The sequence below is a fragment of the Actinotalea endophytica genome (assembly GCF_025717005.1).
In the GTDB taxonomy this organism is placed as follows: Bacteria; Actinomycetota; Actinomycetes; order Actinomycetales; family Cellulomonadaceae; genus Actinotalea.
In genome coordinates, this window is the sequence record NZ_JAOVZU010000011.1 from 117,351 (window position 1) to 143,547 (window position 26,197).

General features: G+C 74.0%; 21 protein-coding genes. 9 read left to right on the forward strand and 12 right to left on the reverse strand.

Translation table 11 applies throughout. The annotated features are described in order from the left end of the window. Nucleotides 1-118 precede the first annotated feature (118 nt). From OEB99_RS17585 to OEB99_RS17610, 6 genes are all read right to left on the reverse strand, one after another. On the reverse strand, nt 119-916 hold the full coding sequence (locus OEB99_RS17585) for an ABC transporter permease (RefSeq protein WP_263578597.1): 798 nt from the start codon (nt 914-916) through the stop codon (nt 119-121). Continuing rightward, entirely contained in the window at nt 913-1,869 is a 957-nt protein-coding gene (locus tag OEB99_RS17590) for an ABC transporter ATP-binding protein (protein WP_263578598.1), read from the reverse strand. The genes OEB99_RS17585 and OEB99_RS17590 overlap by 4 nt, the downstream gene beginning before the upstream one ends. Before the next feature lie 85 nt (nt 1,870-1,954). Further along, entirely contained in the window at nt 1,955-2,506 is a 552-nt protein-coding gene (locus OEB99_RS17595; protein WP_263578599.1) for a GNAT family N-acetyltransferase, read from the reverse strand. 43 nt (nt 2,507-2,549) lie between these two features. Then, entirely contained in the window at nt 2,550-2,870 is a 321-nt protein-coding gene (locus OEB99_RS17600; protein ID WP_263578600.1) for an AzlD domain-containing protein, read from the reverse strand. Then, nucleotides 2,867-3,694, reverse strand: a complete 828-nt coding sequence (locus tag OEB99_RS17605; RefSeq protein WP_411910705.1) for an AzlC family ABC transporter permease — start codon at nt 3,692-3,694, stop codon at nt 2,867-2,869. The genes OEB99_RS17600 and OEB99_RS17605 overlap by 4 nt, the downstream gene beginning before the upstream one ends. Before the next feature lie 72 nt (nt 3,695-3,766). Further along, entirely contained in the window at nt 3,767-5,242 is a 1,476-nt protein-coding gene (locus OEB99_RS17610; protein ID WP_263578601.1) for an NAD-dependent succinate-semialdehyde dehydrogenase, read from the reverse strand. Nucleotides 5,243-5,298: 56 nt separating this feature from the next. Here OEB99_RS17610 and OEB99_RS17615 point away from each other — a divergent pair, with 56 nt between their 5' ends. Genes OEB99_RS17615 through OEB99_RS17630 form a run of 4 tightly spaced genes read left to right on the forward strand, consistent with a single transcriptional unit; the run spans nt 5,299 to nt 9,378 of the window. Further along, nucleotides 5,299-6,099: a thymidylate synthase gene (locus tag OEB99_RS17615; RefSeq protein ID WP_263578602.1), complete on the forward strand. Its 801-nt coding sequence runs from the start codon at nt 5,299-5,301 to the stop codon at nt 6,097-6,099. Between the two features lie 20 nt (nt 6,100-6,119). Then, nucleotides 6,120-6,710 carry a dihydrofolate reductase gene (locus OEB99_RS17620; protein ID WP_263578603.1) on the forward strand — a complete coding sequence of 197 codons (591 nt, stop codon included), beginning with the start codon at nt 6,120-6,122 and terminating at the stop codon, nt 6,708-6,710. A gap of 10 nt (nt 6,711-6,720) precedes the next feature. Continuing rightward, nucleotides 6,721-7,632 (forward strand): 4-hydroxy-tetrahydrodipicolinate synthase, encoded by a 912-nt coding sequence (gene dapA, locus OEB99_RS17625; RefSeq protein ID WP_263578604.1) that lies wholly within the window; start codon nt 6,721-6,723, stop codon nt 7,630-7,632. A gap of 60 nt (nt 7,633-7,692) precedes the next feature. Next, nucleotides 7,693-9,378, forward strand: coding sequence for a ribonuclease J (locus OEB99_RS17630; RefSeq protein WP_263578605.1), 1,686 nt, complete (start codon nt 7,693-7,695; stop codon nt 9,376-9,378). A gap of 3 nt (nt 9,379-9,381) precedes the next feature. Here OEB99_RS17630 and OEB99_RS17635 read toward each other — a convergent pair whose 3' ends face one another. Then, nucleotides 9,382-10,326 (reverse strand): DUF1254 domain-containing protein, encoded by a 945-nt coding sequence (locus OEB99_RS17635; RefSeq protein WP_263578606.1) that lies wholly within the window; start codon nt 10,324-10,326, stop codon nt 9,382-9,384. 243 nt (nt 10,327-10,569) lie between these two features. Here OEB99_RS17635 and OEB99_RS17640 point away from each other — a divergent pair, with 243 nt between their 5' ends. After that, complete coding sequence (locus OEB99_RS17640) at nt 10,570-13,137, forward strand: FtsK/SpoIIIE family DNA translocase (protein WP_263578607.1); 2,568 nt, start codon at nt 10,570-10,572, stop codon at nt 13,135-13,137. After that, nucleotides 13,125-15,287, forward strand: a complete 2,163-nt coding sequence (locus OEB99_RS17645) for a putative bifunctional diguanylate cyclase/phosphodiesterase (RefSeq protein ID WP_263578608.1) — start codon at nt 13,125-13,127, stop codon at nt 15,285-15,287. The genes OEB99_RS17640 and OEB99_RS17645 overlap by 13 nt, the downstream gene beginning before the upstream one ends. Before the next feature lie 6 nt (nt 15,288-15,293). On the opposite strand, the gene OEB99_RS17650 is transcribed toward OEB99_RS17645, so the two are convergent. Beyond that, the gene (locus tag OEB99_RS17650; protein ID WP_263578609.1) at nt 15,294-16,616 is read right to left on the reverse strand and encodes a CapA family protein; all 1,323 of its coding nucleotides are present in this window, start codon (nt 16,614-16,616) and stop codon (nt 15,294-15,296) included. 95 nt (nt 16,617-16,711) lie between these two features. Between OEB99_RS17650 and pgsA the strand changes: the two genes are divergently transcribed. The 3 genes from pgsA (at nt 16,712) to OEB99_RS17665 (ending at nt 18,325) form a co-directional block, all read left to right on the forward strand. After that, nucleotides 16,712-17,281, forward strand: a complete 570-nt coding sequence (pgsA, locus tag OEB99_RS17655; RefSeq protein ID WP_318011434.1) for a CDP-diacylglycerol--glycerol-3-phosphate 3-phosphatidyltransferase — start codon at nt 16,712-16,714, stop codon at nt 17,279-17,281. Next, nucleotides 17,278-17,751, forward strand: coding sequence for a CinA family protein (locus tag OEB99_RS17660; RefSeq protein ID WP_263578610.1), 474 nt, complete (start codon nt 17,278-17,280; stop codon nt 17,749-17,751). Before pgsA ends, OEB99_RS17660 begins: the two co-directional genes overlap by 4 nt. 238 nt (nt 17,752-17,989) lie before the next feature. Continuing rightward, nucleotides 17,990-18,325 carry a helix-turn-helix domain-containing protein gene (locus tag OEB99_RS17665; RefSeq protein WP_263578611.1) on the forward strand — a complete coding sequence of 112 codons (336 nt, stop codon included), beginning with the start codon at nt 17,990-17,992 and terminating at the stop codon, nt 18,323-18,325. Between the two features lie 3 nt (nt 18,326-18,328). Here the strand turns inward: OEB99_RS17665 and OEB99_RS17670 are convergent, their stop codons facing one another. The 4 genes from OEB99_RS17670 to OEB99_RS17685 form a co-directional block, all read right to left on the reverse strand. Continuing rightward, nucleotides 18,329-19,087 carry a DNA-formamidopyrimidine glycosylase family protein gene (locus OEB99_RS17670; protein ID WP_263578612.1) on the reverse strand — a complete coding sequence of 253 codons (759 nt, stop codon included), beginning with the start codon at nt 19,085-19,087 and terminating at the stop codon, nt 18,329-18,331. Beyond that, nucleotides 19,087-23,886, reverse strand: coding sequence for an ATP-dependent helicase (locus OEB99_RS17675; protein WP_263578624.1), 4,800 nt, complete (start codon nt 23,884-23,886; stop codon nt 19,087-19,089). The genes OEB99_RS17670 and OEB99_RS17675 overlap by 1 nt, the downstream gene beginning before the upstream one ends. Before the next feature lie 62 nt (nt 23,887-23,948). Continuing rightward, nucleotides 23,949-24,974 (reverse strand): L-threonine 3-dehydrogenase, encoded by a 1,026-nt coding sequence (gene tdh / locus OEB99_RS17680; RefSeq protein ID WP_263578613.1) that lies wholly within the window; start codon nt 24,972-24,974, stop codon nt 23,949-23,951. Next, entirely contained in the window at nt 24,971-26,161 is a 1,191-nt protein-coding gene (locus tag OEB99_RS17685; RefSeq protein ID WP_263578614.1) for a glycine C-acetyltransferase, read from the reverse strand. Before OEB99_RS17685 ends, tdh begins: the two co-directional genes overlap by 4 nt. Nucleotides 26,162-26,197: the final 36 nt, after the last annotated feature.

Below are 26,197 nucleotides of genomic sequence, written 5' to 3' on the forward strand. Positions count from 1 at the left end.
CGCGCCCCGCGGCGCGGGGCGCCCGCCCCGCCCCGGGCCCGCGCGGGGCGGGGCCGGCCCCGGGCTGCGGGTCGGGCATGCCGGTCACGCTAGTCCGCGCGCCGGGGTGCGAGGGCTGTCAGACACGTGCGGTGTCCCGGGCCATGCGCCAGGCCGCACCCGCGACGAACAGCACGAACCACACGACGGCGTTCGCCACCGCGTACCAGGTGAGCTCGCCGGTCAGAGGGGCCCGGGCGACCTCGGCCACGCCGTACATCGGCGTCCACACCGCGACGTGCCAGATACCGCTGCCGTGCTCGAGCGGGATGAACACGCCGCCCAGGAAGGACAGCACCGCGAGTCCCGGGCCGAGGATCTGCATGACGTTCTCGCTCGGCACCAGGTAGCCGATGAAGACGCCGAGCGCGGCGAACGTCAGCGTGCACACGAGGGTCACGACGCCACAGGCCAACCAGGTGCTGGCAGGCATCTGAGGCAGGCCCTGGACGGCGCCCGTGAGGTTGACCATGGCGATGGCCATCGCGCCCGACACGAGCGCGACGATCGCCTTGGTGCTCACGTACGCGACGGGGTTGAGCGGGGTCAGGCGCAGCTGGCGGGACCAGCCGAGCGAGCGCTCGACGGCCACCATCGCGCCGGAGGCCGCAGCGGTGAGCGCAGCGGCGTACAGCCCCATCGACACCATGACGTACGCGGAGACGTTGCCGTCGCCGATCCGCTCGGCGGTGCCGGTCCCGGTACCGAAGGCGAGGAACATCGTCGCCGGGAAGATCAGGGTGAAGATCAAGGTCCGCCGGTTGCGCAGGATCCGCCGCAGCTCGATCCCGAGCATCGTGAGGTTGAACCCGCCGAGCGGCGGCACGCGCCGGTCGGTGAGCAGCTCGTCGGCGGAGGCGAGGGTGGCCGTGGTCATCGCTGGGCTCCTTCGGTCTGGTCCTGGGCCCCGGTGAGGTTGAGGAAGGCGTCCTCGAGACCCTGCGACGTGATCTCGAGGTCGTGCGCACCGGTCTCGCAGAGCAGGTACCGGGCGACCGCGTCGGAGTCCGTGGTGTGCACCAGGACCTGGTCCCCGCGCAGCTCGACGGCGTCCACCCCGGGCAGCCCCCGTAGACGGGCCGGGTCGGGCTCGGGCAAGGACGCCCGCACGACGCGACCGGACGCGAGCGCCTTGACCTCCGCGCCCGTCCCGTCGGCGACGACACGGCCACGCGAGACCAGCACGATCCGGTCGGCGTACTGGTCGGCCTCCTCCAGGTAGTGGGTCGCGAAGATCACGGTGCGGCCGCGCTGCGCGTCGCGTCGGATGGCCGCCCAGAACGCCCGTCGTCCCTCGACGTCCATCCCGGTGGTCGGCTCGTCGAGGAGCAGCAGTGCGGGGTCGGGCAGCAACGCCATCGCGAAGCGGAGCCGCTGCTGCTCGCCGCCGGAGCACTTGGCGACCTTGCGATCGGCGATCTCGGTGATCCCGGCCACGGCGAGCACCTCGTCGACGGTCGTGGTGCGAGCGAACAGGCTCGCGGTGTACTGCAGGGTCTCGCGCACGCTGAGGTCCTTGAGCAGACCGCCGGTCTGCATCACGGCGGCGACGAGGCCGTGCGAGACCGCTTCGCGCGGTCCCATCCCGTGCACCTCGACGTGGCCGGAGGTCGGCTGGGTCAGACCGAGCACCATGTCGATCGTGGTCGTCTTGCCGGCACCGTTGGGCCCCAGGACGGCGACGACCTCGCCGGGGGAGATGTCGAGGTCGATGCCGCGCACGGCGTGGACGTCACCGAAGTCCTTGGTGACCGCGCTCAGGCGCACGGCCGACGGCGGGGCGCAGTGCCGGGGGTCGGCCGGCGTGCTCACAGTGGTCTGGATGCTCATGGGCCAAGCGTGCTGCTCGGGACGGTCCGTGCCCTGGTCCAGGCATCACGACCTCGCCGTGACAGGTGTCACGGGTCCGCGCTCGCTACAGGAGCGCGACCCAGCGCCGTTCGACGACCTCGCGTCCGGGCCGTGCCGCGAGGACCCGCTGGGCTCCGTCGGGGCCGAGGCCCGCGCCGGCGAGGAAACGCTCGCGCACCTCGTCGCCCTCCAGGACCCAGGTGCTCACCAGGACGGCGCCGTCCGCGCGCCCCAGGTCCACGCTCGCGGCGAGCAACCTCGAGCCGTGGCCGGCTCGTCGGTGGTCGGGGTCGACCTCGAGCGCGGCGACCTCGACCCCTACGCCGTCGTCGCCCAGGTCGGTCGGGACGACGGCGGCCACGCCGACGACGCGAGGTCCGGCGCAGGCCACCAGGACGTGGTGCGCCGGGGACGGCGCCTGGGAGATCGCCTCCGACCAGCGCTCGCGCACGGCGTGCGCGTCGATCAGGTCGAGCACCTCCTGCCCGAGCACCTCGGCATGCTCGGTGCGCCATGCGCGCAGCTGGGTCCCGGCGATGGCGACCGCGTCGTCGGGCACGGCGGGCCGGACCGAGGAGTCGGCCGTCGGGTCGGAGCTGTCTCGCAGGAGGGGCATCGCACCAGGCTAGGTCACGCGGTCGAGGCGCCCGCGCGGGCCGTCAGCCGAGCCCGAGCGCCCGGAGCGCCGCGGCGACCGCGGCGGCCAGGACCACCACGACGATGAACGGCGCGCGCAGGGCCAGCGCGACCGCGGCCACGGCGACCGCGACGACCCGTGCGTCGAGCACGAGCACGCCGCCCGCGGTGAACGTCTGCACGCCGACGAGTGCCGCGAGGAGCGCGACCGTCACCAGCGCCGAGATCCGGGAGACCCGCGGCTGGGCGAGCCAGTGCGCGGGGACGCGATGGCCGAGCAACTTGGTGAGGTAGCACGCGAGGGCTCCGGCGAGCACGGCGGCCCAGGTCGCGATCGGGCTCATCCGGACCTCCTCGCAGTTCCCTCGCGACCGCCCGTCTCGTCCGAGCCGTCGACCTCGTCCGAGCCGTTCACGTCCTCGGTCCCCGGCACGCCCGGGACCGCGGACGGGCCGGGCGGGGACCGCCAGCCGATGACGACCGCGACCACGGCCGCGGCGAGCACCGGCACCCCGGCCGGTGCCACGGGCGTGAGGACCAGGGCGACGACCACCGCTCCGGCCGCGACGAGCTGTGCGCTGCGCGCCGCGAGGCGCGGCCACAGCAGGCCGAGGAAGGCCGCCGCCGCTGCGGCGTCCAGCCCCCAGCGTCCCGGGTCGCCGAGCGCGTTGCCGAGCAGCGCGCCGGCGAGCGTGAACACGTTCCACAGCACGAGCACCCCGAGCCCGGCCCACCAGAACCCGACCCGGCTCGCGGTGAGGTCCCGCTGCGCCGTCGCCACCGCGGTGGACTCGTCGATCGTCACGTGTGCGGCGAGCAGCCGGCGTGCCCCGCGCAGGTCGAGCAGCGGAGCCATGACCGCGCCGTAGAGGGCGTTCCTGGCGCCGAGCAGCGTCGCGGTCGCGGCCGCCGCGACGCCCCCGCCGCCGGCCCCGATCACGCCGACGAACGCGAACTGCGAGCCACCGGTGAACATCAGCAGGCTCAGTGCCTGGGTCTGCAGCACCGAGAGCCCGGCCGCGACCGACAGGGCGCCGAACGAGAGCCCGTACAGCCCGGTGGCGATCGCGACCGACGTGGCCTGCCGGATCGCGCGGCGACGTTCGGCTGCCGGGTCGTGCGGCTGGGCTGCCTCGAGCGCGTCCGGGGGCGGCGGGGAGGCGGGCACCCAGGAAGGCTAGTGGGGCCGCGTCCCGGGTGGGACAGCCACCTGACGACCGGTGGCCACCCCCGACGCTCGTCAGATCGCGACGTAGATCGTCTCGAGGTACTCCTCGATGCCCTGCTCGCCGCCCTCGCGGCCCAGGCCCGAGGACTTCACCCCGCCGAACGGTGCCGACGGGTCGGACACCAGGCCGCGGTTGATCCCGAGCATGCCTGCCTCGATCCGCTCCGCGAGCCGGAAGGCGCGGTCCAGGTCACGCGTGTACGCGTAGGCGACCAGGCCGAACGGCGTGCCGTTCGCGAGGGCGATCGCCTCGTCCTCGTCCCGGAACGTCACGATCGGTGCGACCGGCCCGAAGATCTCCTCGGTGACCACGCGCGCCTCGGGGCGGACCCGCAGCAGCACGGTCGGGTTGTAGAAGTAGCCCGCGAGGTCGGGCCGGTCGCCGCCGGTCACCACCGACGCGCCACGCGACACCGCGTCGCCGACCAGCTCCTCGACGAACGAGACCGCCGAGGGCCGGATGAGCGGTCCCACCGTGGTTCCCTCGTGCGAGCCCGGGCCGACCACGAGCCCGCCGAACGCCGCCGAGAGCTTCGCGGCGAACGCCTCGGCGACGTCCTCGTGCACGAGGAAGCGATTGGCGGCGACGCAGGTCTGCCCGGCGTTGCGCATCTTGGCGACCATCGCGCCCTCGACCGCTGCGTCCAGGTCGGCGTCGTCGAACACCAGGAACGGCGCGTTGCCGCCGAGCTCCATCGAGGTCCGCAGGACGTTGTGCGCGGCGCCGCGCAGCAGCACGCGGCCCACCTCGGTCGACCCGGTGAAGGACAGCTTCCGCAGCCGCGGGTCGCGCAGCAGCGGGTCGGTGAGGGCGGCGGCGCGCGTGGTCGGCACCACGTTGATCACCCCGGGCGGCAGGTCACGCTCGGCCAGCACCTCCCGGACCACGTCGGCGAACAGCAGCGTGGTCAGCGGGGTGTACGCGGCCGGCTTGATGACGACCGGGCAGCCGGCCGCGAGCGCGGGTGCCGCCTTCCGGGTCGCCATCGCCAGCGGGAAGTTCCAGGGCGTGATGAGCAGCGCCGGCCCGACGCCGCGGCGCATCACGAGCTGCCGGTTCGCGCCGGACGGCGCGGTGCGCACGGTGCCGGTGATCCGGACCGCCTGCTCGGAGAACCACCGCACGAACTCGGCGCCGTAGGCGGTCTCCGCGCGTGCCTCGGCGAGCGGCTTGCCGCCCTCGGCCGTGATGCACGCCGCGAACTCGTCGGCGCGCGCCATGACCCGCTCCCACACCTCCCGGAGCACCTCGCTGCGCACCCGGGGTGGGGTCGCCTGCCAGGCGGGCCACGCCTCGTGGGCGGCGGCGAGCGCGTCGAGGCCGTCGGCCGGCGTCGCGTCGGCGACCTCGGTGAGCACCGCGCCCGTGGCGGGGTCGTGCACGGCGAACCGGCCGCCGTCCCCGCCCGGCCGCCACCGCCCGCCGATCAGCAGGTCGGTGGGCAGGTCGCCGGGCAGGGACGCAGGCAGGGGAGCGACGTCGGTCATGGTCGTCAGTATTCGCTGCGCCGCCTGGCAGCGCAGCGCGGTCTAGCATCGGGCGCATGACGATCCCCACCCCGTACGAGGATCTGCTGCGCCACGTGATGGAGCACGGCACACCGAAGTCGGACCGCACGGGGACCGGGACACGCTCGGTGTTCGGTCACCAGATGCGGTTCGACCTGCAGGGCGGGTTCCCGCTCGTCACCACCAAGCGGGTGTTCATGCGGGGTGTCGCCGAGGAGCTGTTCTGGTTCCTGCGCGGTGAGCGCAACGCCCGGCCGCTGCAGGACAAGGGTGTGCACATCTGGGACGAGTGGGCCGCCGAGGACGGCGACCTCGGTCCGATCTACGGCTTCCAGTGGCGGTCCTGGCCGGCCCCGGACGGTCGGCACATCGACCAGGTCCAGCAGGTGCTCGACACGTTGCGGGCCGATCCCGACTCGCGTCGGATGATCGTCTCGGCGTGGAACGTCGCGGACATCCCGACGATGGCGCTCGCCCCCTGCCACGCGTTCTTCCAGTTCTACGTCGCCGACGGACGGCTCTCCTGCCAGCTCTACCAGCGCTCGGCCGACCTCTTCCTCGGTGTGCCGTTCAACATCGCCTCCTACGCGCTGCTCACCCACATGGTCGCCCAGCAGGTCGGGCTCGACGTGGGGGAGTTCATCTGGACCGGTGGCGACTGCCACGTCTACGACAACCACGTCGAGCAGGTGCGCGAACAGCTGTCCCGGGAGCCCTACCCGGCGCCGACGCTGACCCTGCGCAAGGCGCCGGCGATCGACGCCTACACCTGGGCGGACGTCGAGATCGTCGACTACCGGCACCACCCGGCGATCGCCGCGCCGGTCGCCGTGTGAACGGCGGCGACGGCACCCTCGTGACCGGCCCCGACGACGCCCGGCCTGCGCCGCGCGGTCAGCACGCCACGGTGCCCGGGCTCGGTCTGGTGTGGGCGCAGTCGACCGACGGTGTGATCGGGGTCGACGGGGACCTGCCCTGGCACCTGCCCGAGGACCTGGCCCACTTCCGCCAGGTCACCGACCGGTGCGTCGTGCTGATGGGTCGCACGACCTGGGAGTCGTTGCCCGCGCGGTTCCGGCCGCTGCCGGGCCGGGTGAGCGTCGTGCTCTCCCGCGCACCCGGGCTGCGGCTGCCCGGCGCGGTCGTGGTGCCCGGTCCGGCGCAGGCCCTCGAGCTCGTGGCGGACGCGGGCCGGCCGGTGTGGGTCGTCGGCGGCGGCCAGGTGTACGCGGCGTTCGAGCCGCATGCCGACCGCGCCGAGCTCACCGAGGTGGAGGTCACCGTCGGGACCGGCACCCGTGCCCCGGACCTCGCCGGACGTCGGGGCGGCTGGCACACCGTCGCGCGCGACCCGGAGGAGGGGTGGCTGAGCTCCACCTCGGGCCTGCGGTACCGGTTCGTCACGCTCTCGCGGACGGCCTCGGGCCCGACGCCTGCCGGGGAGTAGGTTGTCGCGCATGGTCACCCGGACGTCCAGCCCGCAGCGCCCGTTCGGCGCGCTGCTCACGGCGATGGTCACCCCGATGACCCCGGACGGCGACGTCGACATCGACGCCGGGGTCGCGCTCGCACGGCACCTCGTGGACCACGGGCACGACGGCCTCGTGCTCAACGGCACCACGGGCGAGGCCCCGACCACGCACGCACCGGAGAAGGCCGAGCTGGTCGCGGCCGTCGTCGAGGCGGTCGGGGACCGGGCCTGGGTCATCGCCGGCGCCGGGTCGAACGACACCGCGCACGCCGTGCGGATGGCCGAGCAGGCCTTCGACGCCGGCGCGCACGGCCTGCTGGTCGTCACGCCCTACTACTCACGTCCCTCTCAGGAGGGCGTCTACCGGCACACCGTCGCGGTCGCCGACGCGACGCCCCTGCCGGTGATGCTCTACGACGTTCCCGGCCGCACCGTCGTGCGCTACGCGCCGCACACCCTGGACCGGCTCGCGGCGCACCCCAGGATCGTCGCGATCAAGGACGCCACGGGCGACCCGCAGGCGGCGATGCGTGGCATCGCACGCACCGGCCTGGCCTGGTACTCCGGCGACGACGGGATGCTGCTGCCGCTGCTGTCGGTCGGTGCTGCCGGCCTGGTGAGCATGGCCGCGCACCTCGTGGGCGACGAGCTCGCCGCGGTCTTCCGCGCCTGGGACGCCGGCGACCACGACGCGGCGCGCGAGCAGTTCGTCGCGATCCTGCCCGTGGTCGACATCATCGCCGGCAGCGGCAACGGCGCGCTGCGCTCCAAGCTGGCCCTGCACCTGACCGGACTGCTGCCCAGCGCTGCGATGCGCCTGCCGCAGGTCGAGGCGGACGCCGACGAGGTCGCCGAGGTGCGGTCCGCGATGGTCGCCGCGGGCCTGCTGGAGGCCTGAGCCTCACCAGCCCCACATCTCCGAGGCCCGCCCGGGCCGATCTCCGCCCGAAGGAGTCGTATGTCCCACCCGCACCCCGAGCTCGGCGGACCTCCCACGCTGGAGCCGGGCACGTTGCGCATCGTCCCGCTCGGTGGGCTCGGCGAGATCGGCCGCAACATGGCGGTCCTCGAGCTCGACGGCCGTCTGCTGATCATCGACTGCGGTGTGCTGTTCCCGGAGGACCACCAGCCCGGCGTCGACCTGATCCTGCCCGACTTCGACTACATCGCGGATCGCCTGGACGACGTCGAGGCGCTCATCCTCACGCACGGCCACGAGGACCACATCGGCGCGGTGCCCTACCTGCTCCGCCTGCGCCCGGACATCCCCGTGATCGGTTCGCAGCTGACTCTGGCGTTCGTCGAGGCGAAGCTCAAGGAGCACCGGATCACGCCGCTGACGCTCGCGGTGCGTGAGGGCCAGGTCGAGCGGTTCGGGGCGTTCGAGTGCGAGTTCGTCTCGGTCACCCACTCGATCCCGGACGCCCTCGCGGTGTTCGTGCGCACCACGGCCGGGACGGTGCTGCACACCGGCGACTTCAAGATGGACCAGCTCCCGCTGGACGGCCGGATCACCGACCTGCGCGCGTTCGCGCGGCTGGGCGAGGAAGGCGTCGACCTGTTCATGGTCGACTCCACGAACGCCGAGGTCCCGGGCTTCGTCACGCCGGAGCGGGAGATCGGCCCGGTGCTGGACTCGCTGTTCGCCCAGGCCGACCAGCGGATCATCGTCGCGTCGTTCGCCTCGCACGTGCACCGCGTCCAGCAGGTGCTCGACGCTGCGCACGCGCACGGTCGCAAGGTCGCGTTCGTCGGCCGGTCGATGGTCCGCAACATGGGGATCGCCGCCGAGCTCGGCTACCTCTCGGTGCCCGACGGCATGCTCGTCGACGCGCGCGAGATCGACGCCCTCCCGCCGCACCAGGTGGTGCTGATGTCCACCGGCTCCCAGGGCGAGCCGATGGCGGCCCTGGCCCGGATGGCCGGCGGGGACCACCCCGTGAAGATCGGCGCCGGCGACACCGTCGTGCTCGCGTCGTCGCTGATCCCCGGCAACGAGTACGCGGTGTTCCGCGTGGTCAACGGGCTGATGCGGCTCGGGGCGACCGTGATCCACCAGGGCAACGCCCGGGTGCACGTCTCGGGCCACGCGGCCGCCGGCGAGCTGACCTACTGCTACAACATCCTGCGGCCCGCGAACGTCCTGCCGGTGCACGGCGAGGTGCGGCACCTGGTGGCGAACGGCGCGGTCGCCCGGCGCACGGGCATCCCGGCCGAGCGGGTGCTGCTCGCCGAGGACGGCGTGGTCGTGGACCTGCGCGACCACGTCGCGAAGGTCGTCGGTGCGGTGCCGTGCGGCTACGTGTACGTGGACGGCGCGAGCGTCGGTGAGCTCACCGACGTCGAGCTGAAGGACCGCCGGATCCTCGGCGAGGAGGGTTTCATCTCGGTCTTCGTGGTGATGGACTCCGCGACCGGCAAGGTGATCGCCGGGCCGCAGGTGCACGCCCGCGGCGTGGCCGAGGAGGACGAGGTCTTCGAGGCGATCCTCCCCGACGTGGTCCGGGCGCTCGAGGACGCGGCCGAGGGCGGCGCCTTCGACCCGCACCAGCTGCAGCAGGTGATGCGCCGGGTCGTGGGGCGCTTCGCGTCCAACCGCCTTCGTCGCCGGCCGATGATCATCCCGGTGGTCGTCGAGGCCTGAGGCTCAGTCGGCGGGCACCGGCACGGGCGGCGTCCAGCGTCCGTCGAGGATCTCGGCGCGCGGGCGGTAGAAGCGGATGGCGTAGTTCCAGCCGTCCATGACGTACAGGTGGTTGCGGTAGCCGCGGTCCTCGGTGTCGAGGTCGATGACGACCGCGCCGTCGTCGTCGGCGGCGGCGGTGACGCTGTTGAAGCTGTACCGGTCGGCCGGGTTCGCCGCGAAGTAGCCGTCCCGGTCGTACACCGAGAACGACCAGAAGGCGTCGACGGGGACGTCGCGGAACTCGATCCGCCGGTGCCCCACCGGGCGTGGGGCGGTCTCGATGGCGTAGTAGGCCTCCGACTCGGGCAGGCCGCCCCAGCCGATCGCGGTCCCGGTCAGGTGGCGCACCGGGTCGACCTCGCCGGCGGAGCCGAACGTCCGTCGCGAGTCGGGCACGCCCGCGCCGAGCCGGAGCAGCAGCTCGCGCGTCGCGTCGAGACTGGCGGGGTCGTAGTCGGGGTGCGTGTAGGGCCCGGCCGCCCCGGCGTCGATCCGCAGTCCGTCCTGCAGCCGGTTCACGGCCGACACGTCGGCCGGGTCGTCCGGGTCGGCGAAGATCCGCGCAGCGACCGCGACGAACTCGGTGTCGTACTCCTCGACGGTCAGCCGGTGCGTACCGGGGTCGCGCAGCAGGCGGTTGATGTAGTGGTCCTCGTTGATCACCATGACCGACAGGTAGCGGTCACCGGGGTCCGGGATGGTGAGCTCCGCGCCCTCCCGGAGGTCGAGCACCGCGGAGCTGTACAGCGTGTCGCGATTCATCCGGATCACGGTCTGGGCGTCGAGCGGGACGGGACCTCTCAGGTGCCACCACCGGTTCACGCCACCGGCCCGCTGCGCTGTCGCGTCGAGCATCCGCGCCGTCTCCGCGCGGACGAAGTTGTCGACCGAGACCGTGACAGTCATCGTCGCCTCCAGGTCTGAGCTGTCGGACCATCTCATCGTCCTCCGCCTCGGTGCACACCGTGGCGGATTCGCCGGCCGGGCGCCGCCGGTCCGGGCCGGCCCACCGGTCATCGAGGACCGTGACTCGGCGTGACCCGTGTCACCCGTACGGCCCAGTCGCGTCTCGGCGTGTGCCGGGGCGGACCGGGACAACCCGGTCGCGCCTCCGCGGCGCCCCGCGCACGCCCGGGTACCGTGAGGACCATGGCGACCCGTACCTCCGGTCGCGGGCAGACCACGTCCAAGCAGTCGTCCGCGCGTTCCGGTTCCGGACGGGGTTCGCGCACGCCTGCTCGATCGAGCTCGCAGCAGGCCCGCAAGCCCGCGTCGCTGCCGGTGCGGATGCTCAAGGGCACCTGGATGGGTGCCGCGCACCTGGTCGGCGGCGCCGGGCGTCGGATCGGTCAGGGGGCGCGCGACCTGGATCCGGCGCACCGTCGGGACGGCGCGGCCCTGGCCGTGCTCGGCCTCGCGATCGTCGTCGCGCTGCGCGAGTGGTGGAACCTGTCCGGACGGGCCGGGACCGTCATCCACGACGTGGTGGCAGGCACGTTCGGCGTCGTCGGCGTGGTCCTGCCGATCGTGCTGGTCGCGGCGGCCGTCCGGCTCATGCGCCACCCCGACAAGGCGCAGGCCAACGGGCGGATGAGCATCGGGCTCGGCGCGGTCCTGCTCGCGGCGTGCGGCATGGCGCACCTGGTCGACGGCGCCCCCAACCTCGATGCCGGGGTCGAACGCCTGCAGACCGCGGGCGGGGTGCTCGGCTACCTGATCGCCGAGCCGCTCGAGTCGCTGCTCACCGCGTGGGCGGCGTGGCCGCTCCTGGTGCTGCTCGGCTTCTTCGGGCTGCTCGTGCTCACCGCGACGCCGGTGCACATGATCGTGCCGCGGCTGCGCGGTGCGTACCGCTGGCTCACCGGCGCCGACCGGGCCGTGGCCGACGAGGAGAGCCTCGCCGACCTGCCCACGATGGCCGAGCAGCAGGTCGAGCCGAAGCGGCGCCGCTTCGGACGCAAGCCGCGCGCGACCGGGCCCGCTCCGGACGACCCCGACGACGGGACCAGGGCGGGCGACGAGGCGTTCGAGCGGGCGGCCGTCACCGAGCTCGTCGCGCTCGACGCCTCCTCGGACGACGCACCGGCCACGACGGTGATCGCTTCCGGCTCCGACGCGACGAGCGTGCTCCCGACGGAGGACGAGCCGGTCGAGCGCGCCGCGCCGCCGACCGGGGGCGTGCCGCGGGGTGAGCAGCCGATGTTCGACGGCGACGTCGTGTACACGCTGCCGTCCGACGAGGTCCTCGCCAAGGGCATGGCGCACAAGGTCCGCTCGGCCAGCAACGACCGTGTGGTCGAGGCTCTCACCGGGGTGCTGGAGCAGTTCGACGTCGACGCCGAGGTCACCGGTTTCAGCCGCGGCCCGACGGTGACCCGGTACGAGCTCGAGCTCGGCCCGGGCGTCAAGGTCGAGCGGGTGACGGCGCTGACCCGGAACATCTCGTACGCGGTCGCCAGCGCCGACGTGCGGATCCTCTCGCCGATCCCCGGCAAGTCGGCGATCGGCGTGGAGATCCCGAACACCGACCGCGAGACCGTGTCGCTCGGGGACGTGCTTCGGTCGTCGGCCGCGCGGCGCAGCGAGCACCCGATGGTGATCGGGGTCGGCAAGGACGTCGAGGGCGGCTACGTGGTCGCCAACCTGGCGAAGATGCCGCACCTGCTGGTCGCCGGTGCGACCGGGTCCGGCAAGTCCAGCTTCGTGAACTCGATGATCACCTCGCTGCTGATGCGGGCCACGCCCGACGAGGTCCGGATGGTCCTGGTCGACCCGAAGCGCGTCGAGCTGAGCATCTACGAGGGCATCCCGCACCTGATCACGCCCATCATCACCAACCCCAAGAAGGCCGCCGAGGCGCTCGAGTGGGTGGTGCGCGAGATGGATGCGCGCTACGACGACCTGGCGATGTTCGGGTACAAGCACATCGACGACTTCAACGCCGGGGTGCGGTCCGGGAAGGTCACGCCGCTGCCGGGCAGCGAGCGCAAGATCGCGCCGTACCCCTATCTGCTCGTCGTGGTCGACGAGCTCGCCGACCTGATGATGGTGGCGCCGCGGGACGTCGAGGCGTCGGTCCAGCGGATCACCCAGCTCGCGCGCGCCGCGGGCATCCACCTGGTGCTCGCCACGCAGCGCCCGAGCGTCGACGTCGTCACCGGGCTCATCAAGGCCAACGTGCCCTCGCGCCTCGCGTTCGCGACGTCGTCCCTGACCGACTCGCGGGTCGTGCTCGACCAGCCGGGCGCGGAGAAGCTGATCGGCCAGGGCGACGCGTTGTTCCTGCCGATGGGATCGGCCAAGCCGATGCGGGTCCAGGGCGCGTGGGTCGCCGAGAGCGAGATCCACGCCGTCGTCGAGCACGTCAGGACCCAGCTGAAGCCCGCCTACCGGCCCGACGTCATCGCGCCGGCCGCGAAGAAGCAGGTGGACGAGGACATCGGCGACGACCTCGACCTGCTGCTGCAGGCGGCTGAGCTCGTCGTCACGACGCAGTTCGGCTCGACCTCGATGCTGCAGCGCAAGCTGCGCGTCGGTTTCGCCAAGGCGGGCCGGTTGATGGACCTGCTCGAGTCCCGTGAGGTGGTCGGCCCGTCCGAGGGTTCGAAGGCACGCGACGTGCTGGTCAGGCCGGACGACCTGCCGGCGACCCTCGCTCTGCTCCGCGGTGAGCAGCTCGCCGAGACGGACGACGACGAGGAGCGATGGACCTCCTGATCGCCGTGGCGGTCGTGCTCGGCGCGGCCACGCTCGCCCTCGCAGTGGCCGCCGGCGTCCTGTGGTGGTCGCGCCGCCGCGCGAGGGTGGACACCGCAGAGGCCGTCCAGCACGCCGACGCGCTCGAGCGCCGGACGCTGAGTGTTCTCGCGGCGGGGCGCGACGGCGTGGTGCTGCACGCGCCGGACGGTCGGGTGATCGAGCTCAACGAAGCCGCGGCGCGGGTCTTCGACCGGCCACGAACCGACCTGATCGGCATGCTCGTGACCGACATCCCGGTCACCTGGATCAGCGAGGACAACCTCGCGGTCTCACCGGCCTCGGTGTTCGCGGGGCGCGGCGGGGGGCTCCCCGGCGACCCCGCGACGTTCACGGTGGGCGCGGTGCCCGCCTCCGGGGCCTCGGTGCGTTGGGTACAGACCAGCACGCGCGTCGTGCCCAGTGCGGGCGGTGGGCACGAGCTGCTCACCACGCTCGCCGACGTGACCGGCCCGCGCGAGATCCGGGCTGCGCTGGCCCGCTCCGAGACCCAGTTCCGCCTCGCCATGGAGAACGCCCCGATCGGCATGGTGCTCACCGACCGGCAGTGGCGGCTCGTCGAGGTGAACGCGGCGTTCGCCCAGCTGCTCGGGGTCACCCCGGACTCCCTGCTGGGGCGCGATCTGTCCACGCTGTCGCACCCGGGGGACCGCGCGGCCGAGCGTGCGCACGTCCAGCAGGTCCTGGCCGGGGTCGGCTCGCGGTTCTCCCTCGAGAAGCGCTACCTGCGGGCCGACGGGCAGACCGTGTGGGCCGTGCTCGACGCGGTCCTGGTGCGCTCGCCCAGCGGCGAACCGGACCAGTTCGTGGCGCAGGTGCGGGACTCCACCGAGGCGCGCATGCAGTCGGAGATGCTCGCGCACCGGGCCATGCACGACCCGCTGACCGGCCTCGGGAACCGCGCCGCCATGCAGGAGGAGCTCACGGCGGCCCTCGCCGAGCCGGACGCGGACGGGCGGGTCGCCGTCATCGTCACCGACCTCGACGAGTTCAAGGAGATCAACGACAGGTACGGCCATGCCGCCGGGGACGACGTGCTGGTGCACGTCGCGGGCGTGCTGCGGGCGTCCTGCGGGGGCCGGGGCACGGCCTTCCGCCTCGGCGGCGACGAGTTCGTCGTCGTCGTGCGCGACCCGCAGGCCGGCCCGGCCGCGTTCGAGATCGCCACGGCGGTCCACCGCGGCCTGGCGAACCCGGTGCGCACCCAGCAGCGCCGCTTCCCGGTGCGGGCGAGCCTCGGCGTCGCCGTGGTCGACGACGACCTGCTGCCGGCCGGCGCGACGGGCCTGCTCGCGGCGGGCGACGCGGCGCTGTACCGCGCGAAGAACGCCGGGCGCGGCCGCACCGAGGTCTACACGTCCGACATGGACGTCCCGGAGGTCTCGCGGCACGGGCTTCAGCACGAGCTCAGCCGAGCCCTCGAGGAGGGGCAGCTGGTGCTGCACTTCCAGCCGGTCGTCGACCTCGCGACACGCCAGGTCGTCGGGCACGAGGCGCTGGTCCGCTGGCAGCATCCCGACCGTGGCCTGCTGCTGCCCGGTTCGTTCCTCGAGGCGGCCAGCGAGGGTGGGTTGTCCGTCCGGCTCGGGCTGGAGGTCGTCCGGCTCGCGGCGACGCACCTGGTGTCCACCCGGTCCGCGGGGCGGTGGGTGTCGATCAACGTGTCGGCGGAGCAGCTCGGCGACGGGGAGCTCGTCGCAGCGATCCGCACGGCGATGTCGCGTGCCGGCCTGGAGACGGGGCGGATGATCGTCGAGCTCACCGAGACCAGCCTCGACCCGTCGCCGGGGATCCGCCGTGACCTGGTCGACCTGCACGCGGCCGGGGTGCCGGTGCTCATCGACGCGTTCGGCACCGGTGTGCCGCCGCTGCCGTACCTGCGGGACCTGCCGCTGGCCGGCATCAAGCTCGACATGTCGTTCACGGCGGGCATCCCCGAGGACCCGGCGGCGGCACGCGTGTCGGTCGGCCTGGGCGCGATGACCCGCGCGATGGGCCTGATGAGCGTCGCCGAGGGGGTCGAGACCTCCGAGCAGGCGACCTTCCTGCGGGACAGCGGCTGGCAGCTGGGGCAGGGTTGGCTGTTCGGTCCGGCGCGGACCGAGTCCTGACCGGCGTCAGCCCGTCTGGGTCGCGGCCGGTTCCGCGCCGGTCTCGACGCGTTCGAGCTCCGGGCCGGAGCCGGACGGCGTGGGCGGTGTCGTCGTCTGCTCGGCGGAGTCGCCGACCACGGCGGTCACGCGGTCCAGCCGGGCCTGGACCTCGGCGGCCGAGAGGCTGCCGACGCCCTGCCCGGCCGCGGCCAGGACCGACAGAGGCTCGACCTTGTGCCCGTCGGCGAGGTCGACCGTGACCGCGGTCCACTGCAGGTTCTCGACGCGCGCCGGACCGTCCACCGGCTTGCGGATCGTGGCGATCATCAGCAGGCCCGAGTCGGTGCGGGCGGTGCAGCAGTGCGCACCCTGGTTGGAGATGTAGTTCCCGAGCCCGTAGGAGACCCACATCCCCGTCCCGTCCGGCCCGCCGGCGAGGTGGGCGAAGGGCAGCGGCACGTGGGCGTGGTGGCCGATCACCAGGTCGACCTGCCCCGAGTCGGCCAGCGCCTGCGCGACGTCCACCTGCTGCTGGGTCGGCTCCGAGACGTACTCGACGCAGCAGTGCACGGAGACGACGACCAGGTCGGCGCCGGCCTCGCGAGCCGCCGTCGCCTCGGCGACGATCGCGGCCGGGTCGATGATGTCGACGCTCCACGGCGCGGGCACCGGCATGCCGTTGGTGCCGTAGGTCGTCGAGATGTGCGCGATGGTGACGGTCTGGCCCTCGCGCTCGAAGCGGTAGAGCTGGGTGGTGAGCGACTCCTCCTCGGTGCGGGCGGTCCCGGCGTGGCCGAGACCGACGGCGTCGAAGGTGTCGAGCGTGGTTGCGAGGCCGCTCTCACCGCGGTCGACGCTGTGGTTGGAGGCGGTCGAGCAGCCGTCCCACCCGGCCTCGGCGAGGTCGCCCGCGATCTGTGCGGGAGCGCCGAAGAGCGGGTAGCCCGAGGGCGCGACACCTGCCGGCGCGATGGGCACCTCCATGTGGCACAGCGCGAGGTCCGCGCCCTGGATCCACGCGTCCATCGGGGAGAACTCAGGGGTGAAGTCGTAGCCGTCCGCGGTGCGGGCGTCGATGTCGACCGCCTGGTGCGGGAGCACGTCGCCGGCCGCGACCAGGGTCAGGACGGCGTCCGGGGGCGGCGTCGGAGTGGGGGTGGGCGTCGGCGTCGGAGTCGGAGTCGGCGTCGGTGACACCGAGGCGGCGTCGGCGACGGGAGCTCCGCCGTCGGGCCACCAGCCGTTGGCGGCTGCGGCGGCGACGCCGGCACCGGCCGTCAGGGTCGCGCCGAGCAGCACGGCGAGCACCCTGAGTCCTCGCCGCTCGCTCCCTGCGTGGCGGCTCACGCGGAGACAGTACCCCGCAGCGCCGGCGCGTCCGCACACGGCCGCCTGCGCACGCCGTGGCGGTGCCCGGCCCGGACGCGCCGTAGGGTTGGGGCGTGGCACGGACCCCGATGGTGTGGAACGCACCCAACGTCGTCACCCTGGCGCGCTTCGCGCTCGTGCCGCTCGTGATCGTCGCGCTCGTGCTCGGCGAGCAGGCCGTCGGCTGGCGCTGGGCTGCGGCCGGCATGTTCGCCTTCGCCGCTGCGACCGACAAGGTGGACGGTTGGCTCGCCCGTCGATCGGGTCAGGTGACCGACTGGGGCAAGCTGGTCGACCCGATCGCTGACAAGGCGCTGGTCGGCACCGCGCTGGTCGTGCTGTCGATCCTCGGCGATCTGCCGTGGTGGGTGACGGTGCTGATCCTGGTGCGCGAGCTCGGCATCACGGTGATGCGCTTCCGGCTGCTGCGATACGTCGTGATCCCGGCCTCCCCGGGCGGCAAGGCGAAGACCGTGCTGCAGACCATCGGCATCACGCTGTTCCTCATGCCGTTGGGCACCCTGCCCGAGGCGCTGACGGTGGTGGCCTGGGTCGTGATGGTCGCTGCGGTCCTGCTCACCGTGATCACGGGACTGGACTACGTCCGCCGCGGCCTCGCGGTGCGGTCGGCGGCTCACACGTGACCCTTGCCGCCGACGCGGTCCGCCGGCTGACCGAGGCCCGGCTCACGGTCGCGGTCGCGGAGTCCTTGACCGGCGGAGCGGTGTGCGACGCGCTGGTCGACGTCCCCGGCGCATCGGTCGTGCTGCGTGGCGGGGTGGTCGCGTACGCGACCGGCGTGAAGGCCGATCTGCTCGGGGTGCCGCGTGAGCTGCTGGACGCCCACGGCGCGGTCCACCCGGAGGTGGCTCGCGAGATGGCCGAGCGGGTGCGGGTGCTGCTCGGCGCGGACCTCGGCGTGGCCACCACGGGCGTCGCCGGTCCGGACCCTCAGGACGGCCGCCCGCCGGGCGAGGTGTACGTGGCCCTGGCCGGGGCGGGGCCCACGGCGGTGGAGCCGTTGACCGTCACGGGAGATCGCGCCGCCGTGCGTGCGGCCGCGGTGCGCCGAGCGCTGGAGCTGCTGCTCCGAGCGGGTGACGCGAGGCGTTGACCCTGGACCGCCGGGGCCCCGTGCCGATGGGCCGGATGACCGATGCGTGCGACCCGATGCGCGTATCGGGAACACGTCGGGCCCCCGTCGCGTTGCAGCAGTCGTGACACGAACGACCCGTGATGGCCGGCACGGCGGTGCCGGTGTCCGACCGGCGGGGTACGGTAGGGCAACTTCGGGGCGCGGTTCCGCGCCCCGGCCGGCACTGGAGACGAACGAGCGGAAGGGAGGGCAGCCGATGATCATCCTGCGACGCGAGATCGGTGACGTCCTGCGAGCTGCCCGCCAGCGCCAGGGGCGCACGCTGCGTGAGGTCTCCTCGGCCGCGCGCGTCTCGCTCGGATACCTCTCGGAGATCGAGCGGGGCCAGAAGGAAGCCTCGTCGGAGCTCCTCGGTGCGATCTGCGAGGCGCTCGACGTCCCGCTGTCGATCGTGCTGCGTGACGTGAGCGACCGGGTCGCGGTTGCCGAGGGCATCTCGATCCCGGACACCGTTCCGGCCGACCTGGAGCGCACGCTCGGTCGCTCGGCGGGTGGCTGGGCTCCGGCCGGCGAGCTGGTTCGCGCCGGCTGACGACTACCGCGCGGTCTGGCAGACCGGGCAGTAGAAGACCGGTCGCTCCATCGGGGGCTTGCGCGCTGTACCGCACGCCACGGGGCTCCCGCACCGTTCGCACGGCAGGCCTTCTCGTCCGTGCACCCGCGACGGCCGTGGCCGCGGGATGCTCCTGGACATCAGCTCACGGCCGGTCATGACGAGCGTCGCGGGATCCGGCACGTCGCGTGCTGGGGTCCACGGCCACAGCCGTCGCGCGAAGAGCGCCTCGGCGGTCCAGATCGTGCCGAAGCCTGCCTGCACCGTCTGGTCCAACAGCACCTCAGCCGTCGGTCGGGGGTCCTGGGCCCACCGGGCCAGCACCTCGGGCAGCCGCTCGACCGGGAAGTCGTCGTCGAGCACGTCGGGTCCGAGATGGCCGATGACCGTGTGCTCGTCGACGGTCCGCAGCACGTCCAGCATCCCCAGGCGGATGCCGAGAGCCACCGCCTCCGGTCCGGCGAGCAGCGCCCGGACGAACGGGTCGGCCTCACCCGGTGCCCGCCTGCCGCGGTAGGTGCGCCACGAACCGTCCATCCGCAGGTGGGTGTGCAGGGTCCGGCCGTCGTCGAACCGGGTGAGCAGGTGCTTGCCGTAGGCCCGGGTCCCGAGCACGGTCCGTCCGGTCAGGTCGATGCCGGCGGCGTCGGGCCAGCGCAGCTCGGCGCGGACCAGTGCGCGGCCCGCCAGCGCCGCGTCGAGCGTGGCCGCGGTCCGTCGCAGCACGTCGCCCTCGGGCATCAGCCGATCCTCAGGCCGCGCGGGGTCGCGGCGAAGCCGGCGGCCTGGAGCGCGGTCGCGGCCGGTGTCGACAGCACCGCGCGGTCGAGCACCTCGGCGCCGTCCAGGCGGCGCAGCGTGACCCGACCGAGCCGGCCCGTGCGAACCAGGTCGGCGAGGGCTGCCGACCCGGCCGCCAGGTGCGCGGCAGCGGCGGTCTCGTCGCGGTCGCCGGGGAAGGAGAGCACGGTTCGGCCGCCGCGCTCGAGGTAGAAGGCCAGGTCCCCGTCCACCACGACGACGAGGGCGCCGGCGGTTCGGCCGGGTCGGTGACCGGTCGACCCGGCCGGCCACGGCAGTGCCGCACCGAACGGGTTCGCCGGGTCCGTGGCAGCGAGCACCACGGCGTGGCCGTCGGGGCGTTCGGCCCGCAGCTCGTCCACCGCTCCGGGCAGGGCGAACTGGGACCCGCCGAGGTGCTCCACGAAGTACCCGCGCCGCACGGTCCCGGTCTCCTCGAGACCCGCGAGGACGCGGTAGACGTCCGTGAACCGGCCGGCGACCCGTTCCGCCGCGGCGACGGCGCGGGTGAGGACCCCGTGCCGGTCGAGCAGCTGGGCCGCCGTGGCCCTGGCGACCGCCGTCGGATCGGTCTCCCGGGCGGGCAGGGTCGACCACCGCCCCGCGCCGTCCGCGCGAGGCGCGCCCGCGCGGGGTCCGGCCCGAAGCGACAGGCCCGAGCGCAGTGCGCGCCCCCGCGGCGCGGCCGCGCGCACCTTGTGCGTCGTTCCGCGCCCGCCGAGCCGGGCCCGCAGCACGGCCACGCCGTCGTTGCTGACCTCGCCGGACCAGACCAGGTCCCACAGGGCGTCGACCACCGTGCCGCCGGCGACCTGTTCCCCGACTGTGTCGGCGACCCGGTCGGCCAGCGCGTCGAGGAACCAGCCGCCACCGGCGCCGAGAGCCGCCCGCAGCGCGTCGTGGACCGGACCGCTGGGACCGTCGAGCGGAGGCGGCACGGTGAGGTCGGCAGTGCTGGCGGGGTGGAGGCTGACGAGGCCGTCGCGCGTGGCGAGCGACCCGTGCCCGGCCCAGACGACCTCGCCGGCCGCGGTGAGCTCGTCCAGCATGGCGGGGGAGTAGTCGGCGACCCGGGCGGGGAGCACCAGCGTCTCCCAGGCCGAGGCGGGCAGCGCGAACCCTGCCAGCTGTTCGACCACGCGTGCGACGCCGTCGACGCCGCGCAGGCCGCGCCCGGCCGCGCGGCGCACGGTGGCCGGCGCGCTGCCCGGAACCCGGCTCGCGGTGGGTTCGACCACCACGTCGACGCCGGTGACCTGCTGCCACTCGGGAAGGAAGCGGGCCAGGGCGTTGCTCGGCACGGGCTCGACCTCGGCGCGCAGCGCGGCCAGCGAGCGCCGACGGATCCTGCGCAGGACCTCGGCGTCGCAGTGGTCCTCGCCGGTGCCTCCCAGCACCTCGGGCCGCAAGCGGCCCACCACGATCGCTCCGCCGGCCCCCAGCCTGTGCAGCACCTCGGCGACGGCGGCCGGGGGCAGCGCGAACCGCTCGGCCACCTGGTGCACGGTGAACGGTCCGTGACCGCGTGCGTGACGCCGCACCAGGTCGCCGAGCGGGTCCGGGACGGGCGCGGCGAGCTCGGCGGGGACGCCGGGCGGCAGTGCGACGCCGAGCGCGTCCCGCAGGCGTGCCGCGTCTTCGACCACCGCCCACTGGGTGCGGCCGGCGACCCGCACGGCGAGGGCTCGCCGGCTCTCGACGAGCCGGTCCAACCAGCCGGCCGCGTCGTCCTGCGCGGCGTCGGCCGTGCGGGCCAGGACGCCGTCCAGGTCGAGCGGGCCGTGGCGCCGCAGCACGTCCGCGAGCTGCTCGAGGTCCTGGGCCCGGCGGTCCGGCGCCGTGCCGCCGACCTCGGCCTCCACCGCCAGCACGGCGTCGGGATCCAGCAGGTCCGCCAGCGGCGGCGCCTCGCCGGCCAGGAGCTCGGCGAGCAGCGCCGGGTCCAGGGTCAGCGCTGCGGCACGGCGTTCGGCGAGCGGGGCGTCGCCCTCGTAGAGGAACTGGGCGGTGTAGCCGAACAGCAGCGACTGGGCGAACGGCGAGGGCTGGGTCGTCGTGACCTCGACCACCTGCACCCTGCGGGCCGCGACGTCGGCCATCAGCCGGGTGAGCTCGGCGGTGTCGAAGTCGTCCTGCAGGCACTCGCGGGCGGCCTCGAGCAGGATCGGGAACTCCGGATGGGCCGAGGCGACCTGCAGCAGCTGCGCGGAACGCTGGCGCTGCTGCCACAGCGGCTGGCGACGGTCGGGCCGGCGTCGGGGGAGCAGCAGCGCGCGCGCGGCCGCCTCGCGGAACCTGGCCGCGAAGATCGTCGAAGCGCCGAGCTCCTCCTGGACGGCCGTCGCGACCTGCTCGGGCTCCACGAGCAGGTCGGCGAGGTCGACGCCCGGAGCCTCGGGCACGGACCACTGCCCGGCCGCGGTGTCCCAGGTCGCCTCGCCGGTCGCCACCGCGTCCGGCAGCCGGAGCACGATGCCGTCGTCGGAGTGCATCACGGCGACGTCCAGGCCGTGCCGCTCGCGCAGCCGACCGGCGAGCACCAGGGCCCACGGCGCGTGGACGCGCGCACCGAACGGTGAGTGCACGACCACCCGCCAGTCGCCGATCTCGTCGCGGAAGCGCTCGACCACGATCGTGGTGTCGTCCGGGAGCCGGCCGGTCGCCTCGCGCTGCTCGCGCAGGTAGGCGACCAGGTTGTCCGCTGCCCAGGCGTCGAGCCCGGCGGCGCGCGACCGTGCGGCGGCGTCGGCCTCGGGCAGCGCGGCGGTCTCGCGCAGCCACCCGCCGATCGCCCGACCCAGCTCGGCGGGTCGGCCCATCGAGTCGCCCTTCCAGAACGGCAGCCGACCGGGTTGGCCCGGCGCCGGGCTCACCAGCACCCGGTCAGGGGTGATGTCCTCGATCCGCCAGGTCGAAGAGCCCAGCGTGAACGTGTCGCCGACCCGCGACTCGTAGACCATCTCCTCGTCGAGCTCGCCCACGCGAAGCCCGCCACGCGTGCCCTCGCGCTCCGACCCGGCGAGGAAGACGCCGTACAGGCCGCGGTCGGGGATCGTCCCGCCGCTGGTGGCGGCGAGCCGCAGCGCGCCCGGCCGGCCGTGCAGCAGCCCGGCGGCACGGTCCCAGACGAGCCGTGGGCGGAGCTCGCCGAACTCCTCGCTCGGGTAGCGGCCGGCGAGCATGTCGAGCACCGCACGCAGGCTCGCGTCGCCGAGCGTCGCGAACGGCGCCGCGCGCCGGACCACGGCGGCGAGGTCGTCGACGTGCCAGTCCTCGGTGGCGACCATCGCGACGACCTGCTGCGCGAGGACGTCGAGCGGGTTGGCCGGGACGTGCAGCTCCTCGATCGCCCCGGTGCGCATCCGCTCGGCGACGACCGCCGCGGGCGCCAGCTCGCCCCGGAACGTCGGGAACATGACGCCCCGCGACACGGCGCCCACCTGGTGGCCCGCGCGACCGATCCGTTGCAGTCCGGAGGCCACCGACGGCGGTGCCCCGACCTGCACGACCAGGTCCACCGCGCCCATGTCGATGCCGAGCTCGAGGGACGACGTCGCGACGACGGCAGGCAGCCGGCCCGCCTTGAGCTCGTCCTCGGTCCGGGTGCGCTCCGCGCGGCTCATCGAACCGTGGTGCGCCCGGGCGAGGACGGCCTCGACGCCCACGGCGGCCCCGGACTGGGCCGTCACCTGCGCCGGGTTCAGCGCGCCGTGGTCGGGAACGTCCTCGCCGCGGCGCTCCGCCCAGACCTCGTTCATCCGCGCCGTGAGCCGCTCGGCCCCGCGCCGGGAGTTGGCGAACACCAGGGTCGAGCGGTGCGACGCGACGAGGTCGACGACCCGCTCCTCGACGTGCGGCCAGATCGAGGGGCGCCGGACGGGCCCGCCGTCGGGGCTGCCGGCGGTCCCGTCGTCCCCGGTCGCGCCCTCGGGCGTGCGCGGGGTCAGCTCGGTCAGGTCCGGCACCGGGACGACGACCTCGACCTCGACCTGCTTGGCGGCGGGCGGCTGCACGACGGTCACGGGGCGCCCGCCATCGCCCTCGCGCCGTGCGCCGCCGAGGAACCGGGCGACCGCGTCCACCGGGCGCACGGTCGCCGACAGCCCGACGCGCTGGGCCGGGCCGCCGTGCTCCTCGAGGAACGCGTCGAGGCGCTCCAGGCTCACCGCGAGGTGCGCGCCGCGCTTGGTGCCGGCCACCGCGTGGATCTCGTCCAGGATCACGGTCCGCACGCCGGCCAGCCCCGACCTGGCGGCCGACGTGAGCACCAGGAACAGCGACTCGGGGGTGGTGATGAGCACGTCCGGCGGGCGGGTCGCGAACGCGCGCCGCTCCGCGGGCGGGGTGTCCCCGGTGCGGACGCCGACGGTGACCGGCGGCAGGTCGACGCCGGCCGCGGCGGCGGTCCGCCGGATCCCGACCAGCGGTGTGCGCAGGTTCCGCTCGACGTCGGTCGCCAGGGCCTTGAGCGGCGAGACGTAGAGCACGCGGCAGCGCTGCGTCGGGTCCTGCGGCGGTCCGTCGACCAGCAGCCGGTCGATCGACCAGAGGAATGCGGCGAGGGTCTTGCCGGAGCCGGTCGGAGCGACGACGAGCGCGTGGTCCCCGGCGCGCACGGCCGACCACGCCCCGGCCTGTGCCGCCGTCGGTGCCTCGAAGGTCTCGGCGAACCACGCACGGGTCGCCGACGAGAAGCCCGCCGTCGCCGCTGCCGTCGCCGGGTCGGTCGGCGGCGTCACGTCGGCCGTCGGGTCGTCCACCCCTGCATCGTGGCAGCAGGGACCCACACCCGCGTCGTGGATCAGGTCCAGGACATCAGCACCTTGCCGCACCGGCCCGAGGACATGGTCGCGAAGGCGTCGTCGGCGTCCGCCGCATCGAACCGGTGCGTGATCACGGGGGACACGTCCAGGCCGGACTGCAGCATCGCGGCCATCGTGTACCAGGTCTCGAAGATCCGGCGGCCGTAGATCCCGGCGACCGTGAGGCCCTTGATGATCAGCTCGTCGACGTCCAGGGTGACCCGGTCCGGCGGCAGTCCGAGGAGCGCCACCCGCCCGCCGTTGTTCATCGCGTGCAGCAGCTGCGTGATGCCGCCCTCGGCGCCGGACATCTCCAGGCCGACGTCGAAGCCCTCGGTCATGCCCAGGTCGGCGGTCACGGTGTCCAGGTCCTCGGTGCGCACGTCGACCACGCGCTCCGCACCCATCCGGGCCGCCATGTCCAGCCGGTAGGGGTTCACGTCGGTCACCACCACGTGCCGGGCGCCGACGTGCTTGGCGATGGCCGTGGCCATCACCCCGATCGGTCCGGCACCGGTGACGAGCACGTCCTCGCCGACCATCCGGAACCGCAGCGCGGTGTGCACGGCGTTGCCGAGCGGGTCGAGGATGGCCGCCACCTCGTCGCTGATGTGGTCCGGCAGGGGGAACACGTTCGCGGCCGGGAGGACCAGCAGCTCGGCGAACGCGCCGGGTCGGCTCACGCCGAGGCTGAGGTGGTTGTGGCAGAACTCGCGTCGGCCGCCGCGGCAGTTGCGGCAGTGCCCGCAGGTGATGTGACCCTCGCCGGAGACCCGCTGCCCGACGTGCAGCCCCTCGACGCCGTCGCCGAGCGACTCGATCACGCCGGTGAACTCGTGCCCGACCACCATGGGGGTCGGGATCGTGGTCTGCGCCCAGTGGTCCCAGCGGTGGATGTGCAGGTCGGTGCCGCAGATCGAGGTGAGCGTGACGCGGATGCGGACCTCACCCGGGCCCGCCTCGGGCTCGGCGACCTCGGTGTACGTGAGGCCCGGTGCGGGCTCGGCCTTGACCAGGGCCTTCATGCGATCACGCCCAGCCGGCGACCGACGGTCGCGAACGCGTCGACCGCGCGATCGATCTGCTCGGCGGTGTGGGCGGCCGACATCTGGGTGCGGATCCGCGCCGCGCCCTCGGGGACCACGGGGTAGGAGAACCCGATCACGTACACGCCGGCGTCCAGCAGCTCGTCGGCCATCCGCCCGGCGAGCGTGGCGTCGCCGATCATCACGGGGATGATCGGGTGCCCGGCGCCGGCGAGCGTGAAGCCGGCCTCGGTCATCGCGGTGCGGAACCGGGCTGCGTTGGCGCGCAGCCGTTCGCGCAGGTCGTCCGAGCGCTCGATCAGGTCCAGGGCCGCGAGGGTGGTCGCGGCCACGACCGGCGCGAGCGAGTTGGAGAACAGGTACGGCCGCGAGCGCTGCCGCAGCCACTCGACGAGGTCGCGCGGACCGGAGGTGTACCCGCCGGACGCGCCGCCGAGCGCCTTGCCGAGCGTCCCGGTCAGGACGTCGACCCGGGCCGCTGCCCCGGTGGCCTCCGGCGTGCCGCGGCCGCGCTCACCCACGAAGCCCACCGCGTGCGAGTCGTCGACCACGACGAGCGCGTCGTGCGCCTCGGCCAGATCGCAGATCCCGGGCAGGTCGGCGATCACGCCGTCCATCGAGAACACGCCGTCGGTGACGACCACGCGGTTGCTCGCACCGGCGGCCTCGACCAGACGCTGCTCGAGCTCGGCCATGTCGGAGTTCGCGTAGCGCAGCCGCCGGGCCTTGGACAGCCGCACGCCGTCGATGATCGACGCGTGGTTCAGGGCGTCGGACACGATCGCGTCGTCCGGGCCGGTGATCGTCTCGAAGAGCCCGGTGTTCGCGTCGAAGCACGACGAGTACAGGATCGTGTCCTCGGTGCCGAGGAACGCCGAGAGCCGCTCCTCGAGCTCGCGGTGCACGCTCCCGGTGCCGCAGATGAACCGGACCGACGCCATCCCGTAGCCGTACTCGTCGAGCGCGCGGTGGGCGGCGTCCACGAGCACGGGGTGGTCCGCGAGGCCGAGGTAGTTGTTGGCGCACATGTTCACCACGCTGCGACCGTCCGCGAGCCGGATCTCGGCTCCTTGCGGTGAGGTGATGACGCGCTCGGGCTTGTAGAGACCCCGGGTGGTCAGCTCGGCGGTCTGCCGCGCCAGCCCGGGGAGCAGGTCGGTTCGCATGGAGCCGACGCTAGTGGTTCTCCGGTCGGTGGCGGG